The following is a 26,452-nucleotide window of genomic DNA, read 5'->3' on the forward strand; positions in this document are numbered from 1 at the left end:
CGCTACCAGGTGCTCGGCGACCTCACCTTCCACGGCGTCACCCGCAGCGTCGAGGGCGAGGTGGCCGTGGACCTCCCCGACGAGCGGACCCTGGTCGTGGAGGGGGAGCAGGTCTTCGACGTCAGGGCGTTCAACCTGGAGCCACCGAAGATCCTGCTGCTCCGCGTGCATCCGGACGTGACGGTACGCGTGCGCGTCGTCGCCGAGCGGGAGGACTAGGGGAGGGGACGGTGCACGAGCTCGGGCTGTGCGAGGCGATCATGGACGCGGTCGAGCGCCGGGCCGCAGGCCGGCGGGTGACCCGCGTGCGCGTCCGGATCGGGACGCTGCACCGGGTCGTCGAGCCCGCGCTGGACCAGGCGTTCTCGCTCGTGGCCGGGGGAACGGTGGCCGAGGGGGCCGCCGTCGACCTGGTCACGGTCAAGCAGCGGGCCGCCTGCCTGGCCTGCGGGCACGAGACCGAGTCCGACGAGCAGGTGGCCACCTGCCCCGCCTGCGGGGCGACCGAGCTCGAGGCCGACTGGGCCGAGGCAGCCGTGGCGGAGGCCTTGTCGGGCGAGCGCCATGAGGACCCCGAGCTGGCCCGGCACCAGGTGGGCGCCGAGCACCGCAGCCGCGAGCAGCAGGTGCTCGACCGGATCGACCGGGCCAGGCGGCGCAAGGCACGGGTCAAGGACGAGCGCATCACCCTGGCCCACGGGGCCGGCGGCAAGGCCACCCACACCCTGATCGAGGCCGTGTTCCTGGAAGCGTTCCGCAACCCGCTGCTCGAACCGCTCGAGGACCAGGCGGTGTTCACCGCGGGCGGCGCCCGGCTCGCGTTCACCACCGACTCCTTCGTGGTCTCGCCCCTGTTCTTCCCGGGCGGGGACATCGGCGAGCTGGCTGTCAACGGCACCGTGAACGACCTGGCCATGTCCGGGGCGCGCCCGCTGCACCTGTCGGCCGGCTTCATCCTCGAGGAGGGCTTCCCCGTCGCCGACCTGGAGCGGATCGCCCGGTCGATGGCAGCCGCCGCCGCCGCGGCCGGCGTGCAGGTCGTCACCGGCGACACCAAGGTGGTGCAGCGGGGCAAGGCCGACGGCTGCTACGTCACCACCGCCGGGGTCGGGGTGCTCGAGCGGCCCGTGTCCCTGGGCGCGGCCAACGCCCGTCCCGGCGACGCGGTGATCGTCTCCGGACCCGTCGGCGACCACGGGATCACGGTGATGCTCGCCCGCGGGGAGCTCGACATCGAGTCCGACGTCGAGTCCGACACGGCCCCGCTGGCCGGGCTGGTCGACCGGCTCCTGGACGCCACCTCCGGGGTGCGCTGCCTGCGCGACGCCACCCGGGGCGGCGTTGCCACCATCCTCAACGAGGTGGCCAGGGCGTCGGAGGTTGCCGTGGTGGTCGACGAGGACACGGTCCCGGTGCGCCCAGAGGTCCGGGGCGCGTGCGAGATCCTCGGCCTGGACCCGCTGTATGTCGCCTGCGAGGGACGGCTGGTGGCGGTGGTGGACGGCGGCGAGGCGGACGCGGCCGTCCAGGCGCTCCGCTCCCACCCGCTGGGGGAGGGCGCCGCGGTCATCGGCCGGGTCAAGGACGACCCGCCCACCCTCGTGCTGCTCAAGACCGAGTTCGGCGGCACCCGCATCGTCGACATGCTGATCGGCGATCCGCTGCCGAGAATTTGCTGAGGCGGGGTGGTCGGCGGGTCCGGCGGCGGGCTTACCTGGCGCGGTCGCGGGCGCCGGCCACGGCCGCCTGGCCGAGGGAGATGCCCCCGTCGTTGGGGGGCACCCGGCCGTGGACGAGCACGCGGAACCCGCGCCCGGACAGGGCCGCCACCGCCGCCTCGGAGAGCAGCAGGTTCTGGAACACCCCGCCCGACAGGGCGACCGTAGCGACCCCGGTCCGCTCCCGCAGCAGCTCGCAGGCGTCCACGACCACGCGCGCCATCCCCTGGTGGAAGCGGGCGGCGACCACGGCCCGGCTGGAACCGGGCCACCGCGCCCGGCTCACCCTCCACCTCCACGAGCACGCCCCGGGCGTCGTTGCCCACGAACCCGCCCAGCCCGAGCCGGCTCGCCAGCGCGTGCGCGAACGGCCGGAACCCCACCCCCTGCACGATCCCCTCGACCCTGAGCCTGACCCGTACGCACCCCGGCTTGGTGGTGGTCATGGGCGCGTCCTCCTCCCGCGCGAGGGTCCGGGTGCGCCCGCCGCGCCCACGGCCGTCCCTTGCCGGCCCGGCCCACCTGCCAGGGCGGCGAGCCAATCCTACCGGCCACCTCGCACGCCGGATCGCTCCAGGTCAGGCACGCAGCTGTTGTCCAACTTCGCGCTTCTCGGGAGATCGCTCGGAATCCGCCAGAATCCAGCGGATCCTCCTGGTGCTTTCGTTATTGTCACCTTATTGTCACTTCTAGCACTTCGCGCGAGAATGGCCTCCTTAGCGTCCTTGTGAAGCGGGCGTGTTCACTCACCGGAGTGCCGGTAGTGCCGGTGGTGCCAGAAGGGGGGGCGAACCCGTGAAGGTGCGGTTGGTCCTGGTTGTGGGCCTGGTGACGAGTTTGGCGCTGGTTGCGGTGCCGGTCGGGGCGGCGGGCCAGACGTCGGGAACGGTGCTGGCGGGTCAGGGTGACGCCGAGCGGATTGCCCGCGAGACGGTTGCGGCGGTGAGGGCCAGTGAACAGGGCGCGCTCGCCACGTCCTTGGCTCCACTGACGCCCACGCAGCAGCGGCGGCTCGCGGTGACAGGCGCGCTGGCGGGGCGGTGGACGAGTTGCCAGCTGCCAGAGGGTTTCAATCCGGTGCACGCCTCGGTCCTGCCCGATGGCTCGGTGCTGCTGATGGCAGGGTCGGGCAACCTCCCGGCGCAGCTCGCGGCCGGCCAGTTCCAGAGCTACATCTTCTATCCTGAGACGTGCAACAGCTACCGGGTGAGCACTCCTGGCGACATGTTCTGCAGCGGTCATGCCATGCTGCCGAACGGGAACATCCTGGTGGCTGGGGGCACCAAGCGGTACGACCCCTTCTACGGTCTGCGGACGAGCTATGAGTACGACTGGGTGAACAAGCGGTTTGTCCGTCTGCCCCCGATGGCTGGTGGCCGCTGGTACCCAGGGGCCACCGAGCTCGGCAACGGCGACGTCTTTGTGATCTCCGGCCTGAACGAAGTGGGCGGTCTCAATACCCGACCGGAGGTGTACCACGCTCGTAGTCGCACCTGGAGCGTTGCTCCGTACAGGATGAGCGTGCCAACCTATCCCCACATGCTGCCAACGGCTGGCGGACGGCTCTTCTTCACCGGCGTGGCGTTCGGTGGGTTGGCGGTGCGGGTGGGATTCTTGCAGCCCCTGACCGGCGGCTTTCAAGCAGTGGGCGGGCTCGACACCAACCGGCGCAATCAGGGGGCGTCATTCTTCGTGCCCTTCAGCCAGGGGCGCAAGGTGATGGTGGCCGGCGGCGGGGTCGCCACCACGGCGCTGATCGATCTCTACGCCTCGCCCAACCCCGTGTACAAGCTGGGGCCAAGTTTGAACGGGGCGAAGTACTACCTGTCGCATGCGACCCTGTTCGACGGCCGGGTGCTGCTGGCAGGCGGCCAGGACCTGCGGGGCGCCCCGGTCTACACGGCGCAGCTCTACGAGCCGACGTCCAACCGCATGCAGGCGGTGGCTCCAACCTCGGCGGCCCACCAGTACCACTCCAACATGTGGGTGGACAGGACCGGCCGGGCCGTCCTGCTGGGTGGCAATCCGGCGCGCGGCAGGGTACAACGGCTGGTCGAGCGGTTCGAGCCTTGGTATGTCAACGTGGCAGACCGGCCGGTGATCACCTCGGCGCCGGCCACCATCGCCCACAACCGGGCGTTCACGGTCCAGGTGCGGTTGGCGGCCGGCACCACCCTGACGCGCCTCCGGGTGTTCCGCCTCACCAGTACCACCCACCAGTCCGGCGCAGCGGAAGGCGACTTCACGCTCAGCGCGGTGAGCACGTCAAGCGGACCGGGGTGGTCGCTGACCACGAGCTCCAACCTGACCCCGCCGGGCTACTACTATCTGGTGGCAGTGGACTCACGCGGCGTTCCAGCACAGGCCAGGATGATCAAAGTCACCTGACCCTAAAGGCTGCGGGCGGCTTCCAGGCTGCGCCAACAGGTGGAGCCGGACTGGCGGGCTTGCCTTCGTCGCGTATGGAACTCCCAGGTCACCGCATCCTGAGCCCATCCGACACGAACTGCTCGATGTCCGGATCCGGCTAGCCTGCGAGCTCGAACAGCTGGTATCCCTGACATCATGCCCGCCGTCTCCGCGGTCGTTACGACCGGGATCTACTGCCGACCGGTTTGTCCGGCCCAGCCTCGGGCTGACAACGTCAGATCGTTTCCGCTGGCCGCCGCCGCCGAGGCCGCAGGCTACCGGGCTTGCCTGCGCTGCCGGCCCTACCGCGCGCCGCAGTCCGTGGCCTGGACCGGCCCGGAGCTGGTGTGCCGGGCCGTGCAGCTGATCCTCGACGGCGCGCTCGACGGAGGAACCGAGGCCCAGCTCGGTCGCCGACTTGGCGTGTCGGCGCGGCATCTCCGTCGCCTCTTCACGGCCCACCTCGGGGTGACGCCCGACGGGCTGGCACGCTCGGCGCGGACGCATTTCGCTCGTCGGCTGCTTGACGATACTGATCTCACGATTACCGAAATCGCCTTCGCGGCGGGCTTCGGGAGCCTGCGCCAGTTCAACCGTGCCTGCCAGGACGTGTTCCGGGCGTCGCCACGCGTGCTGCGTGCGAAGCGCCGCAAGACCGATCGGCTCGTCGCCGACGGCGGCCTCGTGCTGCGCCTGCCGTTCCACGGCACGCTCGACTGGGGCGCGACGGTCACCTACTTCGCGGCACGAGCGACTCCAGGCGTCGAGCATGCCTCGGACGGGATCTATCGACGGACCATCACGATCGGTGGCGACCCGGGCGTTCTCGAGCTGTACCCGGGGGGTGATGACCATCTCATCCTTCGCGCCCATCTGCCGCACTGGGAAGAGCTGATGCACATGGTCAACCGTGCGCGGCGCATCGCGAACATCGACTTCGACCTGCACGAGCCAGCACGTCACCTCGCCGCCGATCCGATCATGGGGCCGTTTCTGCGAGCCCGCCCGGGCGTTCGCCCTCCCGGCACGTTCGATCCGTTCGAGACTGGCGTTCGCGCGATCATCGGTCAGCTGATCAGCATCGCCGCCGCGAACACGATCACGGGGCGCCTGGTGGAGCGGCTCGGCACTCCGGTCCCCGGACTCCAGCGCATCGGCCTCACCCACACGTTCCCCCCGCCGGACACCCTCGCCGCCGCCGACCTCAGTGGCCTCGGGCTCACACGCGCAAGGCAGGGCGCCATCCGCGCGTTCGCGCAGGCCGTCGCCGAGGACGCCGTCCGTCTCGACCGCAGCGTCAGCCTCGATCGGCTCATCGCCTCCATCAGCCAGCTCGAAGGCATCGGGCCCTGGACCGCGCACTACCTTGCCCTCCGGCTTGGTGAACCCGATGCCTGGCCGATGAACGACCTCGGCCTTCAACGCGCCCTCCCCGGCAACGCCCGCAATTCGGACAGCGCGCTCGCCGAGCTCGCCGAACGCTGGCGGCCGTGGCGGGCCCTGGCGGCGGCGCATCTCTGGATGGCCGACGGTGGGCGGCAGGTTCCCGTCGCCGGGACGGTGCGGGCCTGACCTGCTGTACAAAGACGAGCCCATGCCGCACCGCCGACGATGCGGACTGGAGACAAGGGAGCAGAGTAGCCGTGGATGACATCAAGATCCTGACGGACCTCAACGAGCGGTTCGTCGACGCGTTCCGCAAGGGCTCGTGGGATCTTCTCCAGCCGATCCTCTCGCCCGGCTTTTCGTACCTCGACGGAGCCACTGGAGAGGTCTGGCCCATAGATCGGTACATCACGGACCTGGAGGGCAACCCGCTGCCGACCATCGACATCGACCAGGTGCGGGTCCACGTTGACGGTGACACGGCGGTCGTCGCAGCGCGCAGCGTCACCCGCCCGGGTAGGTTCAACCGCTACGTCGACACCTACGAGCGTCGCGACGGTCGCTGGCTCTGCCTCCACGCCTGCGTCTGGCCCCTCCAGAAGCGCTGACGCTGGCCGCCGGGCCTGACTCGACGCCGTGATTCTGTCCGAAAACGGCGAGCAATCGGTGATGTCTGCAGACAGGCTCGACTCCGGGATCGACCCTCTGCCGCGCATTCGTTCCGCGAGCTCCACATCGAGAAGGGAGATCACTGATGAAGCGCAATCAGCTCCGCAGAACGGTGTATCGGACAGCGTTCATGGTGCCCGTCCTGCTCCTCGCCGCCGGTGTGACGCCACAGGCACGGGCCGACCAAGCCCACAGACAGACCGTGTACGACGTCACCAACCTCGCATCGCTCGGTGGAACCGCGAGCGGAGGCAGCAGCGTCAACAACCGGGGCTGGATCGCGGGCTTCTCCAATCTGTCGGGGGACCAGACCCGGCACGCCACGCTGTGGCGAGACCGATCGACCGTCGACCTCGGCACCCTCGGCGGGCCGAACAGCTCCGTGGTCTGGCCGGTGAAGAACAACCGGGGCGTGATCGCCGGGATCGCCGAGACCGCCGAGATCGATCCCCTGGGGGAGGCCTGGAGCTGCTCGGCATTCTTCCCTGGCGAGCCGACCGGCCATACCTGTCTCGGGTTTGTATGGGAATCGGGCGAGATGCGGGCGCTTCCCACGCTGGGGGGCAACAATGGCTTTGCCACCGGCGTCAACAAGCGGGGCCAGGTGGTCGGGTGGGCGGAGAACACCGTGCAGGATCCCACCTGCAATCCACCCCAGGTCCTCCAGTTCCGCGCCGTCATCTGGGGACCCCGAGAAGGCCGGATCCAGGAGCTCCCTCCGCTCCCCGGCGACACGGTGACCGCCGCCACGGCGATCAATGACCGGGGCCAGGTGGTCGGTATCTCGGGCATCTGCGACAACGCCGTCGGACGGTTCAGCGCCCGTCACGCCGTGCTCTGGGACAATGGGACGGTGACCAACATCGGCAACCTCGGCGGCGTCGCCTGGCATACGCCCATGGCCGTCAATCACCGCGGGGAAGTCGTCGGCTTCTCCAACCTGCCCGGCGACGAGGGCGGCCGCTTCAAGGCACACGCGTTCCTCTGGACCGAACGCGATGGCATGATCGATCTCGGCACGCTCCCGGGAGACACGACCAGCCAGGCCTTGGGCATCAACGCCCGGCGCCAGGTCGTCGGCCTTTCGTGCGGCGCAAGCGGCTGTCGGGCGTTCCTCTGGGAAGACCGTGTCATGACCGACCTCAACACGCTCGTTGCGCCCGGCTCTGCCGGTCACCTCGTCTCCGCCGGTGACATCAACGATGCAGGCGTGATCACCGGTGAAGCCCTCGATCAGGAGACCGGCGAAAGTCTGGCCTTCGTGGCAACCCCGATCCGCGGTCATGGCAAAGCTAGCACGGCGGCTGAGCAGGCCCGCTAGGTTGGCAACCGCAGGCTCACCTGCCCATTCGTCAGAGGAGCCACGCCGACCGAGGATTCTCCGAGGTGCCTGATGCGACTCGACGAGATCATGCCCAGACATGAGTTCAACGAGGCTTATAGATCGCGGTCTCCGCTCCGCCGGGTCGGGTGCTGGACGCGGTCAAGCAGGTGACACCGGGCGAGGTGAGGGTGTCGGTGATGCGATCTTCATGCGGGTACCCGGTGGCGCCAGCGGCCCAGGCAGCTCAGCGCGCCAGCGGCCCGGTCGACATCCCCCACCCGGGTGGCGAGCCGTCGACCACGACTGCTCGCCGCAGCGGGCCAGTTCCCCAGCTGGTCACCCGGCCGGCCAGGGTGGTGATGCACCTGCCGTCAGGCTGGCAGGACCCAGGGCGGCCAGCCCGGCCCGCAGCAGGTCCAGGCTGTCGCCCTTGGAGAAGCTGATGGTGTGCCGGCCGGCGTTCACTGGGCGGCTTGGACGCGTGTGCGGTGAGGCGGCACGAACTGTCGATCTTTGGATCAGGGGTAGAGGCCCCCGGTGCCTTGACTATTGCGCACGAATCGTCCAAAGATGCGCCGTCCGTCCTCTAGCGTCCGAGAAGGGAGAAATTCGTACCAGTTGCATAGTTCGACACGCTCGGCAGGGTTCGGCTCTGGCTCAGGGACTCGGCTCGGCCGGACCCTCCTCGGTCGTTCGAGGGAGACCGCCTTGGCAAATATTCGACAGCGAGTTCTCGCCGCGAAGAAATTGGGCTTCGTAGCCGTCGTGGGGCTCGTACTCGCACTCGGTGCGGTGTTCCTACCCGCGAGCGCTCAGGTCACCGACCTTTCCGTCGAAGTCGTCTCGTCCGGGTGCCGGGATGGGGCGCCTTATCTCGACTTCCGCGTTACCAACACCAGCACCTCCTCCTACACGCTTGTCGGAGTTGGATTCGTCGCTCCGAGCGGTGAGACCGCCGAAGTCACCACCGGCGGCGCCGGGTACTTCATCCTTCAGGGCAATACCACGATGACGTTCTCCCCGACCTTCTCCGAGGTCTATGAAGGTCAGACCGTCACCCCATACGTCCACCTCTTTCCTGGCTTCTATAGCGTCGACTTCGTCTACGGGCCGCCGACGACCGTCCCAACGTGTCCTGGCTCGCCCCCCACGACCGGTTCGACGACACCGACGACGGAGCCAACCACCACCGTACCGCCGACGCCCACGACCCGGCCTGTGAGTTGCGACTGCGAGGACCAGCAGCTGACCACCAGTAACCCCGCCAAGTACGCCGAAAGGGCCCAGCAGGAGAAGGCGAGCAGCCTGACCTGCTTCAACGTCCGCCTGGCCGGCCCGGGTCAGTTCGTCGTGTCGGCGTCAGGCGATGCGAAGACCTTGAGCTGGCTATTCCAGTGAGCATCCCCGCCGGCTGAAGCCATCACTGGTAGACCGACGACTGTAGGGGACGGGTCCCGTCCCCTACAGTCACCTCCTGAATGCATGATCCTGCTGGTTGATTCGGGTTCATGCAGCCAGGCCGGTTTGAGGCGGGCGAGGTGGCTGGTGCGTGTCCGGTCCACGGGGTGGCCGTTGCACCAGGCGTCCAGGCGGATCAGGCTGAGGGCGACGGCTTGGAACATGTGTTCCGCCGATGCCGGAGTCGGAGCCGACGTCACTTTCGGGACGCGCGACTTGTGGGACTACAGATCAACCGCGGTAGCCGGTGCCGGGGGTGCGGCGCTGGTACTCCGGACACAGGTAGGTCTCCATGACCTCCTCGATGACGGGGACGCTCCAGTAGTCATGCTTGGACTTCACCGCGAGGTACTGCTGCTTGGCGTCGCGGTGGCAGCGCATCCCCATGAGCCCGTGACCGCCAGGCGAGTAGTCGGTGCGCTTCCTTCTGTGCTACGGCTCGGGGTCGCCGGGGCGGGTGCGGCCCCGCATCTTGTCGGCGATCCAGGTGCCGGCGCTGTTGCCGCCCTGGGCGAGGTCGCGGAGCAGCTTGACCAGCGGGTCGTTGGAGGCGTCGAAGGAGTCCCGGTAGGAGCGGACCGCCGCCTTGACCTCGTCGGAGAGGGAGACGCCGGGGTCGTCGGCGCGCCGCGGGTAGGTGCCGGCCAGGATGCGCTCGTAGGCGCCCGACTCGACCCAGCGCCTGAGCTCCAGCGCGCGCAGGACCGAGAACGGGTGGGTGGTGTCGAGCAGGTTGAGGATGCGGATCACCCCGTCGCGGGCATCGCCCGCCGACTGGTACTCCTCGGCCTGCTCGAGGAAGGCGACCAGGTCCATCTCGGCGACCCGGGCACCCCCGGCCGTCTTCATGTGCACCCGCATGGCCGCGCCCGGATCCTGGCCGGCCAGCAGGCCGGCCCGGTCGCAGGAGATCTCGGTCTTGCGGTACCACTCCTTCAGCGCCTCCACGATCGCGCGAAGGCCGACTGCGCCGAACGGCACCCAGCCGGCAACGCCCGACAACCGCATGAGCGTGAACAGCACCGAGCTGTAGACGGCGTGGCCCGAGAGCACGTGGCCCAGCTCGTGGCCGACGACGACTCGCAGCTCCTCGTCGTCGAGCAGGTCGAGCAGCCCGGTGGAGAGCACCACGAACGGCCGGTCCAGGCCGATCGTCATCGCGCTCACCCTAGGCTCCTGGACCACGTAGACCTCGGGCGCCTCGCGCAGGTCGACGACGCCGGCCGAATCGACCAGAAGGCGGTGGACGGTGGGGAACTGGCGCTCGCTCACCCGCACGGCCGAGGCGAGGTGGAGCAGACGCAGCCGCCGCTCGCTGAACACGCCTGCCATGGTGCGCAGCAGCGAGTCGAAGCCGGGCACCGCGCGCAGCGCGACCAGGGCGGCCCGGTCAGCCGGGTGCTCCCAGGCCCGCGAGCTGATCCCGGGGAAGGTCGCGCGGACCCGGTCGGGCAGCTGGCGCTCGGGGCCGTCCGCGGGGGTCATGGGTGCCTCCTGGGCTCGACAGCGCGGTCGGACGGTCCGACCGCGGCGGGGCGTGCCGCGGTTCGATCCTACCCAGGTCCTGCCCTCAGGGTCCTTCTCGGAGCCCCAGACCCTGCCCTCAGGGCCCTTCGGAGCCCCAGGTCCCGGCCTCAGGGCCCCTTCGGAGCCCCAGATCCCGGCCTCAGGGCCCTTCGGAGCCCCAGATCCCGCCCTCAGGGCCCTTCGGAGCGGGGTTCCTCCCGCCTCGTCGCCTTACCGCTCGCGCACGTAGGCGCCGGGGGCGTCGGCCATCGATGGGTGGGCGTCGCTGCCCATCGGGGGAGGCTTCTTGCGCTGCCCGCCCTGGCGCTTGGCCCAGTCGGCCCAGTCCTGCCACCAGGAGCCTTGCTGCTCGCGCGCGGAGGCGAGCCATGCGTCGGGGTCGGGTGGGGTGGGGTCGCCGGTCCAGTAGCGCGCCTTCGGGCTCGGGGGGTTGACGATCCCGGCGATGTGGCCGGACGAGCTGAGCACGAAGCGGGTGTTGCCCTTGACCAGCTGGGTGGTCTTGTACGACGACGTCCATGGGGTGATGTGGTCGGTCTGGGCGCCGACGAGATAAAGGTCGGCGGTGATCGCGTCGAGGTCGAGCCGGACGCCGGCGAGCTCCATCTGGTTGCGGGCGAGCTGGTTTTCCATGTAGCAGGTCCGCAGGTAGAACGAGTGCATGGCGGCCGGCATGCGGGTCGAGTCGGCGTTCCAGGCGAGGATGTCGAAGGCCGGTGGGTCGTCGCCGAGCAGCCAGTTGCTGACCACGTAGTTCCAGAGGAGGTCGTTGGCGCGCAGCAGGTCGAAGGTGGTGGCCATCTCGCGGCCCTCGAGGTAGCCGCGGCGGGCCATCTTGCGTTCGAGGCGCTCGACCGAGGCCTGGTCGGTGAACGCGCCCAGCACGCCGGGCTCGGAGAAGTCGACCAGCGTGTTGAGCAGGGTCGCCGAGCGCACCCGCTGGTCGCCGGTGGCCTCGAGGTAGGCAAGCAGCATGGTCGTGAGCGTCCCACCTAGGCACAGCCCGACGATGTTGACCTGCGGTGCGCCGGTGATGTCGCCGATGACGTCGAGTGCGAAGCGCGGTCCCTCGAGCAGGTAGTCGTCGAGCTTGACGTCGCGCATGGACGCGTCGGGGTTGCGGTAGCTGATCGCGAAGACCGTGTGGCCGTGGTCGACCGCCCACTGGACGAAGCTGCGGCCGGGCGCGAGGTCCATCACGTAGTACTTGTTGATCCAGGGTGGGCTTGCCAGCAGCGGCGTCTCGTAGGTGGTGCGGGTCGTCGGGGCGTACTGGATCAGCTCCATGAGCCGGTTGCGGAACACGACCTTGCCCTTGGTCGCGGCCAGGTTCACCCCGAGCTCGAACGGGGAGGTGTCGACCTGCCGGGGCCGGCCCTGGTTGGTGGCCAGGTCGTCGAGGAAGTGGCCGAGCCCGCGGACCAGGCTCCGGCCGCCGGTGTCGAAGGCTCGCTTGAGCGCGGCCGGGTTGGTGGCCAGGAAGTTCGTCGGGGCGAGCGCGTCCACCAGGAGCTGCACGGCAAGGTCGGCCTTGTCGCGCCAGCGCTCGTCCATCTCGGCGGCGCCGACGAGCTCCTGGGCGAGCCGGGCCGACGCGAGGTAGCCCTGGAGGACGCCGAAGAACCACGGGTTGTCGGTCCAGGCCGGGTCGGCGAAGCGACGGTCCCGGGCCGGCGGTGGGAGCGGCGGCTCGGTGCGGGCGCCGAACGCCCGGGCCCAGGCGACCGTACCGGCCGTAGCGAGCCGGGTCGCGTAGCGGGTGCCGGCCAGCGTGGCCTTGGCCGGATGGCGGGCCAGTCCCAGGCCGATCTCGGCCAGGGCCCGCCCGAACGAGACCGGGTCGAGGCCAGCGACGAGGTCCGCCTCGGGTCCAAGGGCTTCGGCTGCCTGCGCGGCCGAGACGACCGCCTCGTGCTGGTCCATCGTTCACCTCGAGCTGCGAGCTGACCGTCTGCCGGGGTCGTGACATGACGACGGCTGGGTCGTGACATGACGACGATGGTGATCGTGACATGACGACGATGGTGATCGTGACATGAAAACGACGGTGATCGTGACATGACGACGGTGATCACGATCCCAAGCAGGCGCGTAGTACGTCAATAGCCGCCGGCGACTTGAGAGCCGTCCGGTTGACGTTGCCGCTCTCCGCTAACTATCCTGAGCAACGTTTGCTCTCCCGCACACCAGCCCCTGCAGCCTGTCGCCATGAATGATCCCTGGTCGCCATGAACGATCCCTGGAAAGCCCAGATGGAGGCGCTCGGCGCCTTCATCAGGACCCAGCGCAAGCTCGCCGACCTGTCGCTGCGCGAGCTCGCCGAGATGACCGACGTCTCCAACCCGTATCTCAGCCAGCTCGAACGGGGCCTGCATCAGCCGTCGGTCCGGGTGCTCAAGTCGATCGCAGCGGCCCTGAACGTCTCCGCCGAGACGCTGCTGGTGCAGGCGGGCCTGCTGGAGGGCGACGACGAGTCCGCAGACACAAACGCCGACCTCTCGGTCGAGGCGGCCATCCGCACCGACGCGCGCCTGTCCGACGACCAGAAGGAAGCGCTCATCAACCTCTACCGGACGATGGTGCGCGCTCGCCAGTGACCGGCGTCCGCATCGGGCGGTGGTGCGCGACCGCCAGTGACCGGCGTCCGCATCGGGCGACGGTGCGCGACCGCCACTGACCGGCGTCCTCGGTGCCCACCACGTCTCCTGGGTGTGCGCTGTGCAACCGCTTGAGATAGCAAGTGCTTGCTTGACATAGTGTAACTTGCAAAGTATAGTTCCCACATCTGGAGCGACCAGAGGGCGCTCCGCTCCTCGTAGGAGAGAAGGTCCCCATGGCAACCACCACCAAGAACACCGCCGACGCCCAGGCCCAGATCCTGGACGCAGTCCGCCAGAGCCAGGCTGCAGCCGTCGACGGCCTGCGCAGCTGGGCCGAGACGGTGCAGCAGTTCGTGCCGGCGCAGAAGTCGTGGCCGCAGGCCGCCGACCAGCTCCCCACGCCCGGCGAGGTCGTGGACTCGGTGTTCGACTTTGCTTCCGAGTTCCTCACCGCCCAGCGCGAGTTCGCCCACAGCGTGCTCAGCGTGACCGCGCCGATCGTCGAGCGCAGCCGCCAAGAGGCCGAGAAGTCCGCACAGCAGGCGCAGAAGACAGCCAAGGGCGCCTGAGCGCGACCGGGACCCAAGGGCGCCTGAGCGCGACCGGGGACCGGTATCGCGTCCCGCGGAGGCTACCCAGGCCAACGGGTTCCTTCCGGACGCACCGGTCCTGCCGCGCACACCCTGCCGGCCACCTGCCAGCCCTGGGGCGAGAAGCGCGCGGCGCGGGCCTCCGGGCGCGCCCAGCCCTGCCGTCACACCTGCCAGCCCTGGGGCGCACGCTGTCCTCGCGGGGCGGACGCTGTCCTCGCGGTTGGAATTGGTGTTGTATGAGCCGCAGGAGAGTGGCATGCCGTGGCCTCCGGTCCGGCGGTGGTGGTGGGGAGAAGGGGAAACCCATGTCGGCGAGCGTCGGGCACGACAGCACCCCGCGGGTGCCGGTAGCGGCAGCTCCACCAGGGTCGGTGCGGGTGGAGCGCAGGACCTTCATGAGGTTGGCCGCGACCGCCGGCGCGGCGCTGGCGCTGCCGCAGCTCGCGGCCGCCTGCGGGTCCTCCGACGGTGGCGGCTCGGGGTCAGGGGGGGCCAAGGACGAGCTCAAGGTCGGCCTGCTGCTCGAGCTGTCCGGGGTGTACGCCGTCAACGGGCAGGACATGCGCAGCGGGTTCGAGCTCTACCTGGCAGAGCACGGCGGCCAGCTCGGCGGGCGCAAGGTCAACCTGATCGTCGAGGACATCGGCGGGGACCCGTCGGTCGGGGTGCAGAAGGCGACCAAGCTGCTGCGCCAGGAGGAGGTCGCGGTCGCGTCGGGGATCGTGACCTCCTCGGTGGCCCTGGCCGTGCGCGACCTGTTCGACACCGGCAAGGTGCCGCTGATCATCTCCAACGCTGGCGCCAACGCGCTCACCCGCGAGAAGAAATCCAAGTACCTGTTCCGGACCTCGTTCTCGAACTGGCAGCCGAACTACTCCATGGGCCAGTGGGTGTACGACAACGTGGCCAAGGACGGCGTGTTCGCCGTCTCTCCCGACTATGTGGCCGGCCACGAGCAGACTGACGCCTTCAAGCAGGCCTACACCAAGGCGGGCGGGAAGCTCGCCGGCGAGGTCCACCCGCCGTTCGCGACCACCCAGGACTACCAGCCGTTCCTGTCCCAGATCGGCAAGGCCAACCCCAAGGCGGTCTACGCCTTCTTCTCCGGCGGGGAGGCGGTGACCTTCGTCAAGCAGTACGCCGAGTTCGGGCTGAAGGACAGCGTGCCGCTGGTCGGGCCCGGGTTCACGGTCGAGGGCGTGCTGAAGGCACAGGGCGACGCGGCGCTCGGGGTCCGCAGCGGGCTGCACTACACGATCCTGCTCGACAACCCGACCAACAAGCGGTTCGTCTCGGCCTACCGGCAGAAGTTCTCCAAGGACCCCACGGTCTTCTCCGTGCAGTCCTACGACGCGGCGCAGCTCATCGACCTGGCCCTCAAGAAGACCAGCGGCGAGACCGCGAACCAGGAGGCGTTCGCCGAGGCGCTCGCGTCGGTGGGGGAGATCGACAGCCCGCGCGGGAAGTTCCGCCTCGATGCCACCACCCACAACCCGGTCCAGTCGTTCTATGTCCGCGAGGTCAAGAAGGTCGGGGACGGGCTCGGCAACGTGAAGATCGGCGACCTGGGCGAGCTGGCCGACCCGGGTTAGGCGGAATGCCGCTGCATCTAGGAGTGCATCGTGCTCGTGGCCAGGGGAGACGCCGCATGTTGAGGCCCGTGTGCCCCGCAAGACAGTGGCACTGGGGCTAGGCGCGGGGTGCTGCACTGGCTCGATGCCAACTTCGTCAGCCTGCTCAACGGGGTGGCGGTCGGCATGCTGCTGTTCACCATGGCGGTTGGCCTCTCGCTGATCTTCGGGCTGATGGACGTGCTCAACCTGGCCCACGGCGCGGTGTTCATGCTCGGCAGCTACGTGGCGTTCCACTTGGTGGACGAGGGCCGCCGCTTCGTGCCGGCGCTGCTGGCGGCGGTGGTGCTCGGCGCGGGGCTCGGGGTCGGCATGGCCTTCGCGGTCCGGCCGCTGGTGCGGCGCGGCCCGCTCGACCAGGCCTTGCTGACCCTGGGCCTCGCCTTCGTCCTGTCCAACCTGGCCCTGGCCGTCTGGGGCACCGACTTCCACTCGGTGCGGCCACCCCCGTCGCTCGGCGGGAGCGTGGACCTGTTGGGGCACACCTACCCGGTCTACCGGCTCGCGATCATCGTGCTCGGGCTGGTGCTGGCCGCCGCGGTGCACCTGGTGGTGGAGCGCACCCGGCTCGGTGCAGTCATCCGGGCCGCGGTGGTCGACCGGGCTATGGTGTCGGCGCTCGGGATCAACGTCTCGCTGCTGCTGGTGGGCGTGTTCGCGGCCGGGGTCGTGCTGGCCGCGTTCGGCGGGGTGGTCGGGGCGCCGGTCCTGAACGTGCGGCCCGGGCTCGACTCGGAGGTGCTGATCCTCGCGCTGCTCGTGGTCGTGATCGGCGGGCTCGGCTCGCTGCGGGGGGCGTTCGTCGGCGCGCTGCTGATCGGCCAGGTCCAGGCGCTCGGCGTCGCGCTCCTGCCCCAGCAGTCGTCGTTCCTGCTGTTCGGGGCGATGGCTCTGATCCTGCTGGCCCGGCCGAGCGGCCTGTTCGGGGACGCGGCACGATGAGCACGCCCGAGAGCCGGCAGGCACCGGTGAGCCTCGCGGAGGGGCCCAGGCCCTCGCCGGCGGCGGGGAGCACGCCGCTCGGCGAGCGGCTGGCCTGGCCCCTCCGCGCCGCCACGGTCGCGCTGCTGGTCGCCGCGCCCTTCCTGCTCGGCGACTTCCGGCTCCTCCTGCTCGGGGACATCCTGGTCTACGGCCTGCTCGCGGCCAGCCTCGACCTGCTGGTCGGCTATACCGGCCTGCCCTCGCTCGGCCACGCCGCCTTCTTCGGCGTGGGCGGGTACGTGGCGGCCCTGGTCGCCAAGACCACCGTCAACGGGCCGGTGCAGCTCGCGGTCGCAGTCGCCGCCGCCGCCCTGGTCGCGCTCGGCACCGGCTGGCTCGCCGTCCGCACCCGCGGGGTCTACCTGCTCATGCTCACGCTGGCGTTCGCCCAGCTCCTGTACAGCCTGGCCCTCACGTGGACGCCGGTGACCGGAGGCGCCAACGGCCTGCCGGTCCCGCGGGTGTCGCTCTGGCCGGGCGACGACGGCTCGCTGCTCGCCAGCGACCAGGCCCTGTACTGGTACGTGCTCGCCGGCTTCCTCCTCGGCTACCTGGTGCTGCGGCTGGTCGTCGGGTCGCCGTTCGGACGCGCGCTCGCCGGCATGCGCGAGAACGAGGCGCGCATGCGCTCGCTCGGCTACTCGGTGGTCGGCTGCAAGCTGGCCGCGTTCTGCATCGCCGGCGCGGTCGGGGGCCTGGCCGGCGCCCTGTTCGTGCAGCACCAGCTGTTCATCTCGCCGTCCAACATCTCCTTCGAGCTGTCGGCGGTGTCGCTGGTGGTCGTGGTGATCGGCGGGGTCCGTACGCTGTACGGGCCGGTGCTGGGCGCCGCCGTGTTCGTGCTGGTGCGCGAGGAGCTGTCCTCGGTGCTCGCCGACCACTGGCAGCTCGGCCTCGGGGCCCTGTTCATCCTGGTCGTCTACCTGCTCCCCGGGGGCGTCGCCGGCCTCGGCCGCCGACTCGAGGGGTGGCGCCCGAGCGGTCGCCCCGCGACGGGGCCGGACCCGTGACCCCGGCGGGCGCACCGGGAGCCCCGGGTGACGGGGGTGGGGCGCCTGTGCTCGAGCTGCGGGAGGTGCGCAAGGACTACGGCTCGCTCAAGGCGGTCGCCGGGGTCTCGCTCACGGTCCGGGCGGGTGCTCGGCAGGCTATCATCGGACCGAACGGCGCCGGCAAGTCGACCCTGCTCGACCTGGTCTCCGGGACCACCAGGGCGAGCGGCGGCCGGGTCCTGGTCCACGGGGCCGACGTGACCGGGCTGGCCGAGCACCGGCGGGCCCGCCTCGGCATCGCCAAGACCTTCCAGCGCAGCAACCTGTTCGACGGCCTGCCCGCCGCCGACAACGTCAAGATCGCGGTGCAGCGCCGCACCGGAGTCGCCCGCCGCTGGCTCCGCCCGGCCAGCAACTTCACCGTGGTCGCGGCCCGCGCGGCCGAGCTGCTCGAGCTCGCGGGACTGGGCGGGCGGGCCGGGGTCGAGGCCGGTCAGCTCTCCCACGGCGAGCGCCGCCAGCTCGAGATGGCCATCGCGCTGGCCGTGGAGCCGGCACTGCTGCTGCTCGACGAGCCCACCGCAGGCATGTCACGGAGCGAGTCCGACGCGTTCGTCGGGCTGCTCGCGGCGCTCCCGGCCGCGCTCTCGGTGGTGCTGATCGAGCACGACCTGGACGTCGTGTTCGCCGTCGCGGGCACGATCACGGTCATGGCCGCCGGCGCGGTGATCGCCGAGGGGCTGCCCGCCGAGATCCGGGCCTCGCCCGAGGTGCAGCAGGCCTACCTCGGCGCGCACCGCGCCGCCGACCTGTTCGAGCGTGCCTGACGTGGACGGACCGGTAGGAGAAGCCCGGCCAGGCGGCCCGGACGGCCACGGGCCCGGAGTGCGTGCGGCCGGCGGCGGCAGCCCCGGGCCAGGCCCAGGGGGTCCCGGGCCAGGCGCAGGGAATCCCGGGCCAGGCGCAGGGAATCCCGGGCCAGGCGCATGGGACCCCGGGCCAGGCCCAGGGGACTCGGCCCCGCCGTCAGGCCCAGGGGACCCGGCCCCGCTGCTCGGGGTCCGCGGGCTGGAGGCCGGCTACGGCCGCAGCCGGGTGCTGCACGGCATCGACCTGGACGTACCCCACGGCCAGGTGGTCGCGCTGCTCGGCCGCAACGGGGTGGGCAAGACCACCACCGTCCACGCGATCATGGGCATGCTGCGGCCGAGCGCTGGCTCGATCCGGCTCGACGGGGTCGAGCTGGCCGGGCGGCCCGCCCACGCCGTGGCCCGGGCCGGGATCGCGCTCGTCCCCCAGGGGCGGCGGCGGGTGTTCGCCCCGCTCACGGTGGAGGAGAACCTCCGCATCGGCCTGCGCCCCGTCCAAGCCGGCTGGACCCTCGAACGTGTCTACGAGCTGCTGCCCCGGCTCGCCGAGCGCGCCCGCCACCGCGGGGACCAGCTCTCGGGCGGGGAGCAGCAGATGCTCGCCATCGGCCGCGCGCTGCTCCGCAACCCCCGCCTGCTCCTGCTCGACGAGCCGTCCGACGGGCTGGCTCCGGCCGTGGTCGAGCAGGTCACCCGGGTGCTCGCCGAGCTGGTCGCTGGCGGCCTCTCGGCCGTGCTGGTCGAGCAGAACCTCTGGGTCGCTCTGGAGCTGGCCGCGAGCGTCTGCGTCATGGCCAAGGGCCAGGTCGTCCACAGGTCCACCACGGCCGAGTTCCGCCGCGACCCCGACACCGCCCGGGCCCTGCTCGGGGTCGGCTGACCAGCGGCCGACGGCGGGTATTCCGGATGGGGGTTGTCCCGTGGCGTTCACGACTCACGCCTGCTGGTCGCGGCCGGGGGTGCTTCGAGGCCAAGGCCGACCGGGACGGTGTGCTCGCTGGATCGCCTGAGCGCTTGGAGCACGGTCGCCTGGTCGACCGCGTCGGTGCGACCGAACGACGGCTGCTCGCCGCCGGCGATGGCGGCCGAGATGGTGTCGAGCTCGATGCGGTAGACGTCGTGGTCGGGGTGCACGAGGCCGAACGAGCCGGCGGGGTCGACGGGCAGGCGCTCGCTGTCACCGTCGCGCTCCAGCTCGAGGTAGCCCCGGCGGCACAGCCACGGGTCGGGGATCGTGAGCTTGCCGCCGGTGCCGATCAGCTCGAGCTCGTCCCGCCGAGGCAGGTCCAGGCCCACGTCGAACTGGGCGAGCACGTGGTAGGGCATCCGCATGGTCGCCGACAGGCGGAGGTCGATCCCGGCGGCCCCGTCGCGGACCTGCTCGGCGTAGACCCGCTTGGGCTGGCCGGCGAACAGCCGGACCGCGCTGACGCAGTAGCAGCCGAGGTCCAGCAGCGCACCGCCGCCGAGCTCGGCCGAGCGCCTGATGTCCCGGGGGTCGACGCTGACGCTCAAGGCGGCCCGCACCGACGTCAGCCGGCCGAGCGCCCCCTCGGAGACCAGCTTCCGAGCGAGCGCGGTCTGCGGATGGTGCCGGTACATCAGCCCCTCCGCGCACAGCTTCCCGGCCGAGGCCGCGGCGTCGAAGCACCGCGCGGCGTCTTCGGCGCTGGTGGCGAACGGCTTCTCGCACAGGACGTGCTTGCCCGCCGCGAGCGACCTGACCGTCCACTGGGTGTGCATCGAGACCGGGAGCGCGACGTAGATCGCGTCGACCTCCTCGGAGGCGAGCAGCTCCTCGTAGGAGCCGAAGCTGGCGTCCAGCTCCAGCTCGTCGGCGAATCCTCTGGCGCGAGCGGCGTCCCGGCTTGCGACCGCCACGAACTCGGCAAGCTGCGCCTGGCGGGTCGCCTCGATCACGAGCCGACCGATGCTGGCCGTCGACAGCAGTCCCCAGCGAACCTTGGCCATCTCGCTCTGCCCGCCGCTCAGGTGAGGCGGGAGGCGGCGGTGCGGAGCGTCCCGGCCGCGTACCGCAGTCCCTCCATCTGGTCGAGCTCCTGGTCTTCGTGCTCGATGTTCACGGCCATGTCCGGGTCGATCTTCTGCAGCGTCTGGAGGAAGTCGGTCCAGAAGGCGACGTCGTGGCCGCGGCCGACGGCGACGAAGTCCCAGGAGGAGTGCTCCGGCCAACGGCTCAGGGTGTAGCGGCCGCCCAGGGAGACGGCCCCGGCGTCGTCGGGGGAGACCCGCCCGAACCGGTCGTCGAGCACGCCGTTCACCTTGGCGGCCTCGTTGATGCGGGTGTCCTTGGCGGCCGCGTTGTACACCAGGCCGCCCAGCCGGTCCAGGGCCGCGACGGGGTCGATCCCCTGCCAGAACAGGTGGCTCGGGTCCATCTCCGCGCCGACGTGGGTGGCGTTGATCTCGGTGGCCAGCCGCTCCATCGTGGCCGGGTTGTAGACCAGGTTGTGGGGGTGCATCTCGATGCAGACCTTGACGTCGGCGTCGCGGGCCCGCGCCTGGATGTCCTTCCAGTAGGGGATCGCGACCTCGCCCCACTGGTAGTCCCGGGCGTCGAGGTAGGCGCTGTCCCAGGGCAGGACGGTCCAGGAGGGAAGCCGGCCGCCGGGATCGGAGGCGGGCAGCCCGGACATGGTGACGACCCGCTTGACCCCAAGCAGCGCGGCCAGGGAGATCGCCTCGCGCACGTCGTTGCCGTGCTTGTCCCGCACCTCCGGGTCGGGGTGCAGCGGGTTGCCGTTGCAGTTGAGCGCCGTGAGGGTCACGCCGGTCGAGCTGAACAGCCCCAGGTACTCGTCGCGCGCGTCCTGGCTGGCGCGCACCTGCTGGATCGGGAGATGCGGCGCGGGCAGGAACCCGCCGGAGTTGATCTCCGCGCTGTCCAGCCCCAGGTCGCCAAGGGTCCGCAGCGCCTCGGCGACGGGCTTGTCGTGCAGGCAGGCGGTGTAGGCACCGAGCTTCATGCGGGTCAGTCCTTTCCAAGAGGTCCAACGGGGGGTGCGTCGACGACCACGTCGCCGCCGCTGGACTTGGCGGAGGCGACGACCGCGTCCAGCAGCCGGAGGTTCCGAAGGCCCTCTTCGAACGAGGGGGCGCGGGGCAGCCGCTCCAGGCCGGCGACCTGCTCCAGGAAGGCCCGGGCCTGGAACGCGAACAGGTCGTTCTGCCCGTAGCCAACGCCGGGGAAGTCCATGGGGAGGCCCTTGGTGAGGTACGGGTGCGCGGGCCCCACCAGGACCTGCCGGTACCCCTGGGTCACGTCGGACGGGGCGCCGTCGACGAAGCCGAACTCCCCGGCGCGGGCCAGGTCGAAGGTGGCCGCACCCGACTCCGTGAACAGCTCGAAGCCGAGCGAGTTGGCCAGGCCGTAGGCGACCCGGGAGGCCGACAGCGTGCCGGTCGCCCCGGACGCGAACGTCGTCGTGAAGGTGACGAGGTCTTCGTTCTCCACCGGCTCCCGCTCGTCGCTGACCGCCACCGCCGCGTGCCCCATCGCGGTGCCGAGCGGGAGCGCACGCTCGGTGACGAACGTCGACAGGACCGCGCCGCGGACCGACTGGATGGGGCCGCAGACGAACTCGGCCAGGTCCAGCAGGTGGCTGCCGATGTCGGAGAGGGCACCGGAGCCGGCGCCTCCCTTGTAGCGCCAGCTCATCGGCCCGCCCGGATCGCACGCGTAGTCGCACCAGTAGTGGCCGTTGAAGTGCAGGGGCCGGCCGATGCTGCCGCGCTCGACCTGGTCCCGGATGGCGGCGATGGCGGGAGAGCGGCGGAAGGTGAACCCGATGGCGGCCTCCCGGCCCGAGGCCTGCGCCGCCGCCACCATCGCCTGCGCGTCCTCGACGCTCGGGGCCATCGGCTTCTCGCAGAGGACATGCTTGCCAGCCGCCAGCAGGCCCTCGACGATCCGGCGGTGGAGCGGGTTGGCGACGACGACACTGACCACGTCGATGTCCGGCGCTGCGGCGACGGCCTCCCAGCCGGACTCCGCCCGCTGGTAGCCGAAGCGCTGCGCGGTGTCGGTGGCGAACGCGGTGTTGACGTCGGCGATCGCGACCAGCCTGACCTCGGGCAGGCCGGCGTCGTACAGCGTTGTCGCCGACCGGTATCCGGCGGCATGCGCCCGGCCGGCCATCCCGGCGCCGATGACGGCTACTCCGATGGACGAACTCGTCACTTCAGCTCCCTCCCACGCGGGCGGTTCCCGTCCTTGAAGCGCTTGATTTGAAGCGCTTCAAGATCTACTATGCGAGGCGTCGCTGGACGTGTCAAGCATGGATGAGCCCGAGGTCTGGGGGACGGGGTGAACGAGGTCGCGCAGGGCGATGCGGCAAGTGCCCGTCGCCGCCCGAGGCTCGAGGACGTCGCTGCTCGGGTGGGGATGTCACCAGCGTCAGTGTCGATGGTGCTGAGCAACGCGCCCGGTCCCAGTACGGCGACGCGCCAGCGGGTGCTCGAGGCGGCCGCCCAGCTGGGCTACCGCCTGGACAGGACCGCGAGCCTGCTCGCCCGCCGGCGGACCCATCTGGTGGGCGTGATGATGGACGTCCGCAGCGCCTTCCACGCCGAGCTGGTCGAGGACATCCACGAGGCCGCCGAGCACCAGGGCTACGACGTCGTGCTGAGCACGGTGACCCGCACCCGCGACGAGCGCCGAGCCATCGAGACGCTGGTCGACTTCCGCTGCGAGGCGCTCGTCCTCCTCGGCCCTGTCGCCCCGGCCTCGCAGCTCGCCGCGCTCGATCGGCAGCTGCCCGTGGTCGTGATCGGGCGCCGGGTCGCTGCGGCCGGCGTCGACGTGGTGCGGTCGGCGGATGACGAGGGCGTCGGTCAGGCCGTCGACCACCTCGCGGGACTCGGGCACCGCGCGATCACCTTCATCGACGGGGGCAAGGGGCCGATCGCGTCGGATCGCCGCCGCGGGTACCGCAAGGCCATGCGCCGGCACCGCCTCGGCGACCACATCCGGATCATCCCCGGCGACCACACCGAGGAGGCCGGCACGCGCGCCGCGCAGACGCTCCTGGGCGAAGCCAGGCTCCCCGGCGCGGTGGTCGCCTCCAACGACCGGTGCGCCCTCGGGCTCCTGGACGCGCTCAACCGTGCCGGGGTGGACGTCCCCGGCGCGCTCTCGGTGGTGGGCTACGACGACAGCACCTTGTCGCGACTCGCGCATGTCAACCTCACCACGGTCAGCCAGGACGCCCGGCGGCAGGCGGAGCACGCGGTGGCGGCGGCGGTCGAGCGGCTGGACGACGGCCGCACGGCGCATCGCGAGGTCGTGCTCACCCCGCACCTCGTCGTGCGGGGCACCACAGCAGTCCCCCGAACGCGGGCGGGAGCGTCCGCCCGAGGCGGGACGAGCCAATGAGTGAGCAGGAGAAGTTCACCCCGGAGGAGTGGCGGACGCTGCAGTTCGCGCCGTTCTGGATCTTCAGCGCGGTGATCGGCGCCTACAACCGCTTCGATCCGCGCGACTACCAGGTCTTCTTGCGCTGCCTGGAAGCGGCGACCCTGGCCGAGGGCCGGCTCAGGCGCGAGGTGCTGGAATCGGTGGTGGCTGACCGTGACCGGCTGGCCGAGCAGTTCCGCGGCGAGCAGCGTTCGATCGGCGTCGGCCTGTTCCAGGTCGACGCCGTCCTGAGCAAGGCCGGCGACGACGAGGCGGCCAAGTTCAAGGGCATGCTGGTGCTGGACATCGGCGAAGGCGTGGCCAGGGCCAGAGGGCGGTACGGGGCCGAGATGTACGACGAGGACGCCAAGAGCCTCGTGCTCGCCGCCCAGCTGCTCGACTTCGACCGCTACCCGGTGGACGACTGACCGAAGCCGCCCAGTTGACGCCATGCCCCGCGGCCGCCTTCCTCCGGCCGCGGGGCGGCCCGGCGCACCTTGCGGCCCCTGGTGACCCAGGTGCCTCAGCGGTAGAACGCGGGCCGCGCAATCAGCTCGACCTCCATGCGGCGGCCTTCGTTCAGCGCCCTGACGCAGGTCTCGGCGACGGCCGTGGTGGCGTAGCCGTCCCAGGCGCTGGGGCCGGTGATCTCGCCGGAGCGGACGCCGTCCACCCAGTCCTGCACCTCGGTGTCGTAGGCGGTGGCGAAGCGGTCCCGCCAGTCCGCCGGCACCGGCACCGAGTGGCGCAGGTCCCGCCGTACGTGGACCCCGGCCGGCTCGGGCAGCTCCGCGGTCCCGGTCTCGCCGACCAGCTCGCAGCGGACGTCGTAGCCGTACTGGCAGTTGACGAACAGCTCCACGTCGATGAGCACGCCCTCGGTCGTCTCGAACAGGAAGAACTGCGGGTCCTGGAGATGGGCGTGGGCGCGGGAGGTGCGGCGCGGCGTGAAGATGCTGGCCGCGACGATCTCCTGCCCGAGAAGCCAGCGGGTGACGTCGATCTCGTGGACGACCGAGTCGGTCGCCCCCATGTCGGTGGTGTAGGACTCGGGGACGCTGGCGTTGCGGTGCCGGCAGTGGACCTGGACCGGCGTGCCGATCTCCCCCGCCTCCAGGACCTGCTTGAGATCGCGGTAGCCCTTGTCGTAGCGGCGCATGAAGCCGACCTGGACGAGCCGTGTCCCGGCTGCCTGCTCGGCCTCGAGCACCCGCAGGCACTCCTCGGCCGTGGGCGCCAGCGGCTTCTCACACAGCACCGGCTTGCCCACCTCGATGCAGCCCAGGGTGTACTCGGCGTGGGTGAAGCCGGGCGAGGCGATCAGGACCGCCTGGACCTCGGGGTCGTTGATGAGCTCGTGCCCGTCGGAGTGCACGCGGGCGCGGCCGGCCACCTCGGCCATCCGCTTGGCCTGCTCGGTGTCAACGTCGGACACCGCCACGACCTGGGCGTTGGCGATGATGGTGGACAGCCGCCTGATGTGGTCGGCGCCCATGTTGCCGGTGCCGACGACCCCGATCTTGAGCGTCACAACTTCTCCTCCTTCGCTGCGGCGGTCCCAACGCCGACCTTGCGCAGGTACTCGTAGGTGCGCTTGGCGATCGGGAGGGGGACGTCCGGCTCGCACGGGTACAGGTCCTGCTCCCCGATCATGAAGAGGCCGCGGTCCACGTAGCGGTCGAGGGCGTCCAGGATCGGCTCGACGGCCGGCACGCCCAGCGGCGGCTCGATCATCACGCCCCGGCGCACGGCCTGGCCGAAGTCGAGGTTCTCGGCCCGGACCTGCCTGATGACCTCCGGGTCGACCTGCTTGATGTGCAGGTACTGGATGCGCTCCGGGTACCTGCGGATCAGCTCGACGTTGTCGCCGTCGTAGTAGGCGATGTGGCCGGTGTCCATGCACAATCCGACCGCCTGGGGGTCGGTGCCCTCCAGGAAGCGCTCGATCTGCGCCTGCGTCCCCACGTGGCTGTCGGCGTGCGGATGGAAGACTGCCGTCAGGCCGTAGTCGTCGCGCAGGATCCGGCCCAGCCGGTTGGTTGCGTCCAGCAGGGTCTGCCACTGCTCGTCGGTCAGCGCCGGCGGGTTCGGGCCGGCGTCGTCGGGCAGAAGCACCACGTGGCTGCCGCGCAGCGCCCTGACCAACCCGGCGGTCGCCCTCGCGCCGGCCAGATCCCTGTCCCATCTGGCGGCGTCGTGCAGGCCGCCGAAGACGGCCTGGCCGGAGACCTTGAGCCCGCGCCGGCCGACCTCCTCGCGGAGCCGAGCCGGGTCGGTGGGCAGGTAGCCGTACGGGCCGAGCTCGACCCACTCGTACCCGGCCTCGGCCAGTTCGTCCAGGAACCGCGGCCAGGGCGTCTGGTCGGGATCGTCGGCGAACCACACGCCCCACGAGTCGGGGCAGCTTCCGAGGGCCAGGCGTGAACGGGTGCTCCGTCCGGGTGTGGAAGCGTCTGCCGTCATTGGCGAATCTCCTGTGTCGTTGCCGGCGGCCAGCCCTGTCTGACAGACCGGCCGGGCCAGGTCGGCCGCTCACCGGAGCAGACGGGTCGTTCCGTGAGCGGCCGAGAGGAGCCCCGACGGTCAGGTACCCCCGAACTTGGCGATGTTCTCCTTGACCTTCTCGAGGTTGAACCGGACCGACTCCTCGGCCCGGTCCTCCCAGGCGAAGACGCAGACGGTGGCGATGCCGTCGAACTCGAGCTCCGCCAGCGTGCCGAAGAACAGGTCCCAGTCGACCTCGCCCTGGCCGATGTCCAGGTGCTGGTGGACCCGCGCCGGCGAGCCCGGCGGGTTCACGATGTAGCGCAGGCCCGAGGACGCGCGATGGTCGAACGAGTCCGCGATGTGCAGGTGGGTCAGCAGCGGCCCGGCGT

25 protein-coding genes and 3 pseudogenes are annotated in these 26,452 nt (G+C 70.8%); 17 read left to right on the plus strand and 11 right to left on the minus strand.

The features are described 5' to 3' along the window. The 3 genes and pseudogenes from VG276_15950 to hypE all read left to right on the plus strand — a co-directional run. Positions 1 to 219, plus strand: a 219-nt coding sequence (locus VG276_15950) for a YceI family protein (GenBank protein HEV8650845.1), incomplete at its 5' end; no start/stop codon positions are given. An 11-nt stretch (positions 220 to 230) separates the two neighbouring features. Further along, positions 231 to 506 (plus strand): annotated as a pseudogene (locus VG276_15955) (hydrogenase maturation nickel metallochaperone HypA). A gap of 87 nt (positions 507 to 593) precedes the next feature. Next, the gene (gene hypE, locus VG276_15960) at positions 594 to 1,679 is read left to right on the plus strand and encodes a hydrogenase expression/formation protein HypE (protein ID HEV8650846.1); all 1,086 of its coding nucleotides are present in this window, start codon (positions 594 to 596) and stop codon (positions 1,677 to 1,679) included. 31 nt (positions 1,680 to 1,710) lie between these two features. Here hypE and VG276_15965 read toward each other — a convergent pair. Further along, positions 1,711 to 1,971: pseudogene (locus VG276_15965) on the minus strand (carbamoyltransferase HypF). 67 nt (positions 1,972 to 2,038) lie between these two features. Next, positions 2,039 to 2,164: pseudogene (locus tag VG276_15970) on the minus strand (acylphosphatase). 349 nt (positions 2,165 to 2,513) lie between these two features. Here VG276_15970 and VG276_15975 point away from each other — a divergent pair. The 5 genes from VG276_15975 to VG276_15995 all read left to right on the plus strand — a co-directional run bounded on the left by VG276_15975 (position 2,514) and on the right by VG276_15995 (position 8,904). Further along, positions 2,514 to 4,106: a galactose oxidase early set domain-containing protein gene (locus tag VG276_15975; protein HEV8650847.1), complete on the plus strand. Its 1,593-nt coding sequence runs from the start codon at positions 2,514 to 2,516 to the stop codon at positions 4,104 to 4,106. 177 nt (positions 4,107 to 4,283) lie between these two features. Next, positions 4,284 to 5,699 (plus strand): helix-turn-helix domain-containing protein, encoded by a 1,416-nt coding sequence (locus VG276_15980; GenBank protein HEV8650848.1) that lies wholly within the window; start codon positions 4,284 to 4,286, stop codon positions 5,697 to 5,699. Between the two features lie 71 nt (positions 5,700 to 5,770). Continuing rightward, positions 5,771 to 6,121 carry a nuclear transport factor 2 family protein gene (locus VG276_15985; GenBank protein ID HEV8650849.1) on the plus strand — a complete coding sequence of 117 codons (351 nt, stop codon included), beginning with the start codon at positions 5,771 to 5,773 and terminating at the stop codon, positions 6,119 to 6,121. A 146-nt stretch (positions 6,122 to 6,267) separates the two neighbouring features. Then, entirely contained in the window at positions 6,268 to 7,503 is a 1,236-nt protein-coding gene (locus VG276_15990; protein HEV8650850.1) for a hypothetical protein, read from the plus strand. A gap of 711 nt (positions 7,504 to 8,214) precedes the next feature. Then, entirely contained in the window at positions 8,215 to 8,904 is a 690-nt protein-coding gene (locus tag VG276_15995) for a hypothetical protein (GenBank protein HEV8650851.1), read from the plus strand. A gap of 291 nt (positions 8,905 to 9,195) precedes the next feature. Here the strand turns inward: VG276_15995 and VG276_16000 are convergent, their stop codons facing one another. The 3 genes from VG276_16000 to VG276_16010 form a co-directional block, all read right to left on the minus strand. Then, a complete protein-coding gene (locus tag VG276_16000) occupies positions 9,196 to 9,351 on the minus strand; it encodes a hypothetical protein (protein ID HEV8650852.1) in 156 nt (51 codons plus the stop codon). A 45-nt stretch (positions 9,352 to 9,396) separates the two neighbouring features. Further along, positions 9,397 to 10,449 (minus strand): M48 family metallopeptidase, encoded by a 1,053-nt coding sequence (locus VG276_16005; GenBank protein HEV8650853.1) that lies wholly within the window; start codon positions 10,447 to 10,449, stop codon positions 9,397 to 9,399. Positions 10,450 to 10,701: 252 nt separating this feature from the next. Next, a complete protein-coding gene (locus VG276_16010) occupies positions 10,702 to 12,414 on the minus strand; it encodes an alpha/beta fold hydrolase (protein HEV8650854.1) in 1,713 nt (570 codons plus the stop codon). Between the two features lie 305 nt (positions 12,415 to 12,719). Between VG276_16010 and VG276_16015 the strand changes: the two genes are divergently transcribed. From VG276_16015 to VG276_16045, 7 genes are all read left to right on the plus strand, one after another. Beyond that, positions 12,720 to 13,088: a helix-turn-helix transcriptional regulator gene (locus VG276_16015; GenBank protein ID HEV8650855.1), complete on the plus strand. Its 369-nt coding sequence runs from the start codon at positions 12,720 to 12,722 to the stop codon at positions 13,086 to 13,088. A 236-nt stretch (positions 13,089 to 13,324) separates the two neighbouring features. Continuing rightward, on the plus strand, positions 13,325 to 13,660 hold the full coding sequence (locus tag VG276_16020; GenBank protein HEV8650856.1) for a hypothetical protein: 336 nt from the start codon (positions 13,325 to 13,327) through the stop codon (positions 13,658 to 13,660). Positions 13,661 to 14,079: 419 nt separating this feature from the next. After that, positions 14,080 to 15,276: an ABC transporter substrate-binding protein gene (locus VG276_16025; GenBank protein HEV8650857.1), complete on the plus strand. Its 1,197-nt coding sequence runs from the start codon at positions 14,080 to 14,082 to the stop codon at positions 15,274 to 15,276. Between the two features lie 108 nt (positions 15,277 to 15,384). Then, entirely contained in the window at positions 15,385 to 16,257 is an 873-nt protein-coding gene (locus tag VG276_16030; GenBank protein ID HEV8650858.1) for a branched-chain amino acid ABC transporter permease, read from the plus strand. Continuing rightward, entirely contained in the window at positions 16,254 to 17,309 is a 1,056-nt protein-coding gene (locus VG276_16035; GenBank protein HEV8650859.1) for a branched-chain amino acid ABC transporter permease, read from the plus strand. Before VG276_16030 ends, VG276_16035 begins: the two co-directional genes overlap by 4 nt. 47 nt (positions 17,310 to 17,356) lie before the next feature. Further along, a complete protein-coding gene (locus VG276_16040) occupies positions 17,357 to 18,118 on the plus strand; it encodes an ABC transporter ATP-binding protein (protein ID HEV8650860.1) in 762 nt (253 codons plus the stop codon). A gap of 268 nt (positions 18,119 to 18,386) precedes the next feature. Further along, positions 18,387 to 19,040 (plus strand): ATP-binding cassette domain-containing protein, encoded by a 654-nt coding sequence (locus VG276_16045; GenBank protein ID HEV8650861.1) that lies wholly within the window; start codon positions 18,387 to 18,389, stop codon positions 19,038 to 19,040. A 47-nt stretch (positions 19,041 to 19,087) separates the two neighbouring features. Here the strand turns inward: VG276_16045 and VG276_16050 are convergent, their stop codons facing one another. Genes VG276_16050 through VG276_16060 form a run of 3 tightly spaced genes read right to left on the minus strand, consistent with a single transcriptional unit; the run spans position 19,088 to position 22,361 of the window. Next, positions 19,088 to 20,131 carry a Gfo/Idh/MocA family oxidoreductase gene (locus VG276_16050; GenBank protein HEV8650862.1) on the minus strand — a complete coding sequence of 348 codons (1,044 nt, stop codon included), beginning with the start codon at positions 20,129 to 20,131 and terminating at the stop codon, positions 19,088 to 19,090. Between the two features lie 17 nt (positions 20,132 to 20,148). After that, positions 20,149 to 21,147, minus strand: coding sequence for a sugar phosphate isomerase/epimerase (locus VG276_16055; protein ID HEV8650863.1), 999 nt, complete (start codon positions 21,145 to 21,147; stop codon positions 20,149 to 20,151). Between the two features lie 5 nt (positions 21,148 to 21,152). Next, positions 21,153 to 22,361, minus strand: coding sequence for a Gfo/Idh/MocA family oxidoreductase (locus tag VG276_16060; GenBank protein ID HEV8650864.1), 1,209 nt, complete (start codon positions 22,359 to 22,361; stop codon positions 21,153 to 21,155). 126 nt (positions 22,362 to 22,487) lie between these two features. On the opposite strand from VG276_16060, the gene VG276_16065 reads away from it, so the two are divergent. Then, complete coding sequence (locus tag VG276_16065) at positions 22,488 to 23,555, plus strand: LacI family DNA-binding transcriptional regulator (GenBank protein ID HEV8650865.1); 1,068 nt, start codon at positions 22,488 to 22,490, stop codon at positions 23,553 to 23,555. Further along, entirely contained in the window at positions 23,552 to 24,004 is a 453-nt protein-coding gene (locus VG276_16070; protein ID HEV8650866.1) for a hypothetical protein, read from the plus strand. Before VG276_16065 ends, VG276_16070 begins: the two co-directional genes overlap by 4 nt. A gap of 95 nt (positions 24,005 to 24,099) precedes the next feature. Here VG276_16070 and VG276_16075 read toward each other — a convergent pair whose 3' ends face one another. From VG276_16075 to VG276_16085, 3 genes are all read right to left on the minus strand, one after another. Continuing rightward, positions 24,100 to 25,107 (minus strand): Gfo/Idh/MocA family oxidoreductase, encoded by a 1,008-nt coding sequence (locus tag VG276_16075; GenBank protein ID HEV8650867.1) that lies wholly within the window; start codon positions 25,105 to 25,107, stop codon positions 24,100 to 24,102. Further along, a complete protein-coding gene (locus tag VG276_16080; protein ID HEV8650868.1) occupies positions 25,104 to 26,039 on the minus strand; it encodes a sugar phosphate isomerase/epimerase in 936 nt (311 codons plus the stop codon). Before VG276_16080 ends, VG276_16075 begins: the two co-directional genes overlap by 4 nt. 120 nt (positions 26,040 to 26,159) lie before the next feature. After that, the coding region (locus tag VG276_16085) for a TIM barrel protein (GenBank protein HEV8650869.1) at positions 26,160 to 26,452 on the minus strand (293 nt) is incomplete at its 5' end.

Source organism: Actinomycetes bacterium (genome assembly GCA_036000965.1).
Taxonomy (GTDB): domain Bacteria; phylum Actinomycetota; class CALGFH01; order CALGFH01; family CALGFH01; genus DASYUT01.

Coding starts and splice junctions, on each gene's coding strand:
- VG276_16035 (HEV8650859.1), top strand. CDS start 16,254: ATGAGCACGCCCGAGAGCCGGCAGGCACCGGTGAGCCTCGCGGAGGGG.
- VG276_16005 (HEV8650853.1), bottom strand. CDS start 10,449: ATGACCCCCGCGGACGGCCCCGAGCGCCAGCTGCCCGACCGGGTCCGC.
- VG276_15990 (HEV8650850.1), top strand. CDS start 6,268: ATGAAGCGCAATCAGCTCCGCAGAACGGTGTATCGGACAGCGTTCATG.
- VG276_15980 (HEV8650848.1), top strand. CDS start 4,284: ATGCCCGCCGTCTCCGCGGTCGTTACGACCGGGATCTACTGCCGACCG.
- VG276_16070 (HEV8650866.1), top strand. CDS start 23,552: ATGAGTGAGCAGGAGAAGTTCACCCCGGAGGAGTGGCGGACGCTGCAG.
- VG276_16020 (HEV8650856.1), top strand. CDS start 13,325: ATGGCAACCACCACCAAGAACACCGCCGACGCCCAGGCCCAGATCCTG.
- VG276_16025 (HEV8650857.1), top strand. CDS start 14,080: ATGAGGTTGGCCGCGACCGCCGGCGCGGCGCTGGCGCTGCCGCAGCTC.
- VG276_16000 (HEV8650852.1), bottom strand. CDS start 9,351: ATGGGGATGCGCTGCCACCGCGACGCCAAGCAGCAGTACCTCGCGGTG.
- VG276_16080 (HEV8650868.1), bottom strand. CDS start 26,039: ATGACGGCAGACGCTTCCACACCCGGACGGAGCACCCGTTCACGCCTG.
- VG276_16010 (HEV8650854.1), bottom strand. CDS start 12,414: ATGGACCAGCACGAGGCGGTCGTCTCGGCCGCGCAGGCAGCCGAAGCC.
- VG276_16015 (HEV8650855.1), top strand. CDS start 12,720: ATGAACGATCCCTGGAAAGCCCAGATGGAGGCGCTCGGCGCCTTCATC.
- VG276_16050 (HEV8650862.1), bottom strand. CDS start 20,131: ATGGCCAAGGTTCGCTGGGGACTGCTGTCGACGGCCAGCATCGGTCGG.
- VG276_16055 (HEV8650863.1), bottom strand. CDS start 21,147: ATGAAGCTCGGTGCCTACACCGCCTGCCTGCACGACAAGCCCGTCGCC.